Source organism: Bacillota bacterium (assembly GCA_013178415.1).
GTDB lineage: Bacteria > Bacillota > SHA-98 > Ch115 > Ch115 > Ch115.
The window spans coordinates 1-3,778 of sequence record JABLXA010000052.1; the positions used below are offsets into that span (position 1 = coordinate 1).

The 3,778-nt window shown below is 51.7% G+C and carries 4 protein-coding genes; 3 read left to right on the top strand and 1 reads right to left on the bottom strand.

The window, feature by feature from the left end:
• From HPY52_17050 to HPY52_17060, 3 genes are all read left to right on the top strand, one after another.
• Positions 1–723: NTP transferase domain-containing protein (locus HPY52_17050; GenBank protein ID NPV81942.1), on the top strand; the 723-nt coding region annotated here is incomplete at its 5' end.
• 115 nt (positions 724–838) lie between these two features.
• Complete coding sequence (purR, locus tag HPY52_17055; GenBank protein NPV81943.1) at positions 839–1,645, top strand: pur operon repressor; 807 nt, start codon at positions 839–841, stop codon at positions 1,643–1,645.
• Positions 1,646–1,900: 255 nt separating this feature from the next.
• Positions 1,901–2,170, top strand: coding sequence for a LacI family DNA-binding transcriptional regulator (locus HPY52_17060; protein NPV81944.1), 270 nt, complete (start codon positions 1,901–1,903; stop codon positions 2,168–2,170).
• On the opposite strand, the gene HPY52_17065 is transcribed toward HPY52_17060, so the two are convergent.
• Positions 2,135–3,778 (bottom strand): IS1634 family transposase, encoded by a 1,644-nt coding sequence (locus HPY52_17065; protein NPV81945.1) that lies wholly within the window; start codon positions 3,776–3,778, stop codon positions 2,135–2,137. The two genes, HPY52_17060 and HPY52_17065, sit on opposite strands and share 36 nt — an antisense overlap.

The window sequence follows — 3,778 nt, forward strand, 5'->3', positions numbered from 1 at the left end:
CTCCGGGAATATGACCCTGCAGTGTATGAGGCTCTGATTGACATAAATGGAAAACCGATGGTCCGATATGTGGTAGAGGCACTGAAAGGAGCCCGAGGCATCCGTGATATAGCTGTAGTAGGGCCGAAGCAGGCGCTGGAGGATGCGCTTTCGGGCCTCGAGGTTAGAGTTGTAGAGCGAGGGGACTCGATTCTTGCGAACCTCCGGAGGGGGGTGGAGACTCTAGATCCTCAGGGAAATGTGCTGATAGTGACTGCTGATGTGCCTCTCATCACTGGTGAAGCCATAGATGACTTTCTCCACAGGTGCACCGAGAAGCCAGCGGAAGTATGGTATTCTATAATACGGAAGGAAACAAATGAGGCGAAGTTCCCCGGGATGAAGAGGACTTATCAAAGGCTTGTAGACGGTACCTTCACGGGTGGTAACATCGCCCTTTTGAACCCCAAGGCGATCGGTGCCTATGAATACCTGATGGAAAAGGCCATTGCCATGCGGAAGAGGCCCTGGCTTCTGGGTAGTGTCCTCGGCTTCAAGTGCATAGTGAAGTTTCTCTTGGGCAGGCTTGCCGTCCGCGATGTGGAGGAGAGGTTTGAGAGGCTCGTGGGCATAAGAGGTGTTGGCATTGAGTCGTCCTACCCGGAAATTGCGTTGGACGTAGATAAGCCGAGCGACCTAGAGCTCGTGAGGTCTCTTCTTGGCGGAACGCGCGAGCAGGATTAGATTCATATGACGCTAGAGCGGCACCATTGACAGTGAAAATGCCGCCCACGAGACACTGGATCATTTTCTTTTCAAGGTAGTTTCCGGAAGCCTGGAAGCGGGAGGAGGGACCCTTTTGGAAAAACTGGGAAGGAACGAACGCCTGATAGCAATCACAAAGGAGCTCCTGGAGCATCCGCATAGGTTGATTTCCTTGAGTCATTTTGCCCAGCTTTTCGAGGCGGCCAAGTCCACTACCAGCGAGGATGTGGCCATGGTGAAGAGCACATTCGAGGCTCTGAAACTTGGGAGGGTGGAGACCGTTCCTGGGGCCGCGGGAGGGGTACGATTCGTGCCCTATCTGGATGAGGCAGCGGTAGAAAATGTGGTCCAGAGACTATGCAGAGAAATGTCCGATCCCAGGAGGATTCTCCCCGGGGGGTTTATCTATATGGCAGATATCCTGTTCTCCCCGTCCCTCATGGCAGATGCGGGGAGGGTGTTTGCTACAAAATTCGCTGACCTGCACCCTGATTATGTGCTAACGATGGAGACCAAGGGGATTCCCCTTGCCTTTATGACCGCGGCAGCCCTGAATGTACCCCTTGCTATTGCCAGACGTGACACCATGGTCGCTGAAGGCCCCGTCGTCAGCATAAATTACATCTCAGGTTCAACCCGGCGCATTCAAACCATGTCTCTCGCTCGCCGGGCGCTTACTTCCGGTGCACGGGTTCTCATAATGGATGACTTCATGAAGGGCGGGGGAACTGCAAAGGGCCTTATCGAGCTTGCCGCTGAGTTTGCAGCAGAGGTGGTTGGGATAGGCGTCCTGGTTGTGACCAGTGAACCCGCATCAAAGCTCGTAGACGGCTTCGTTGCGCTCCTCCTCTTGGAGGGGGTGGACGAAGAAAAGAAGACGGTGGCGATAAGTCCAGCATGACTATAACCCCCCTTCAGGACGATGTATTTCAATTCCTGCCATTTCCCTCGAAATCCAGCCAGCCTAAGCAACCGATTTCTCATAATAGAATGGATTTCCCTTATCAAGTGTGGGCGTAAAAAATTTTACGACACAAGAAGGAATTATTGAGGGGGCGTCGAATAAATCTAATATGAAATCCATTGCACATTATGAGCTTTGTTGTCGAGGTGATTTACGATCACCACCATTTATGAGATAGCGAAACGCCTTGGTGTGTCGCCTGCTACGGTCTCCAGGGCCATAAGCGGCAGGGGCTACGTGCGGAGGGAGCTCCGGGAACGCATTCTCGAGCTAGCGAAGGAGATGGACTACCAGCCCAACTCTCTCGCGCGCGGCCTTATAAGCAAACAGAGCTATACTATCGGCCTTGTCTTGAGTTTATCAGTTGACCTTGTCCGAACCCGCATCAAACCTGAAAAGTTCTTTTTGGGAATGTACATTTTGCCACTACAACCCCAAATTCTGGAATTCATCGGCAGGTGAAATATTCGGCAGTGGCTTGATGCGTAGCAAACGCAATATCTTGTTGCTCAGATCAGTCCCTTTGGTCTTAATGAGATACCCATTCCTCTCAATCTCTACCCTGGCAAAGTTCATGGAGTTCACAGCCTCCCGGATCGCATCTGCCGAGGCCTCCACCCCAGCCTTCCGAAGCTTGAATTCCAAGGTGCGGGCAAGCAGAAAGGCGAGAAAACAAACCACAAAATGCCCCTTTATGCGCCGCTCAGTCCAGTGGAAGATCGGCTGCACTTCTAGAGTCGACTTCATAATCCGGAAGGATTCTTCAATCTTCCATAGATCGTGGTATGCTGCCAGCACATCCTTCACACTCATGGTCTTCTCATTGGTCTGGATACCGTAATACCCGTCGAACCTCTCATCCTTCCTAATCCGTTCCTCATCTAAAACCCAGTCGATACAGCCCGGCTCTACTTCCTTGAGATACTTCTTCCCACCTCGCTTGTTGCTGGCCTTGATCTTCGACTTGTCCTCCAGAAGGGACTTGGCCTTTTCAATCATCCTCTCCCGGTCGGCCCTGTCCTTTTGAGCCCTCTTGGGGGAATATGTGATGATCAGGTTCTCTTTTAACTCCCAGACCCTTCCCTCCTCATCCTTAACCTTGTTAACGTAGTCGATCACCTTGTAGCGAATCCTCTCCTCCGGGTCCGCCCCGGGGGAGGCCATCTCCTGGTAGCCTCCAGAGAAGACCTCTTCCTGAACGCTCCTTTTCATGTTCTTTATCCTGGAGGCGACGATGTAGCTGTATCCCTGGCCAGCTATCCGCTTCAGGTTTAGCTTGCTGTTGATCCCCCGGTCAGCGATAATGATCACCCTGCGGATGCCAAACCTCTCCTTCAGTTTCTCAAGAGCAGCCTCCAGGGTGCTGCCATCAAAGGTATCCCCTGGGAACAACTCATATCCAACAGGCCTGCCTTCACAGTCAAGCAAAAGCCCCATGACTACCTGTACTTCATTGAATTTGCCGTTCTTGCTGAAACCGAAATCCCTCAGGCTATCAGCCCTCACACTCTCAAAGGAAAAGGTCGTGACATCATAGAACACCACATCCACCTGCATGTTGAACAGGCTGCGGTTCTTATGGAAGATCATCTGTTCCAGCCGTTCTTTATGGTCGCAGAGGATATCCAGAGACCGATAGATGTGATTGAGCGCTACCTCCGGCATGTTCACATAACGCTCCTGGTGGTTGAAAGTTCCCAGTTTGCTCATGGGGTTTAACAGGTGCTGAATGGTCATCAGGAAACTGGCGTCCTCCAGACTGAACTGCACCTTCGTGTTTTTCGTAAGGGATGGCAAGAATTCGTGTAAATCAAACTCCTTCCATAGTTTTCGATATATGAGGTAACCCCAGTTGAGGATTTCGGCCTCTGATACCTTGTTCAGGTCGAGGACTTGCCTTTGCTTTGCTTTCGACAGCTCCTGCAAACGCAGGGCAAGGCGCTGGAAGCTGGGGTTGTTCTCGATCATATCCAGTCTGCCCAGGTTGAGGACGACCTGGTGTTTAACGACGCCATTCTCCCGGTATGACCTGACCAATTGCACATATTCATAGTTGTTTGAGCGTGTGAT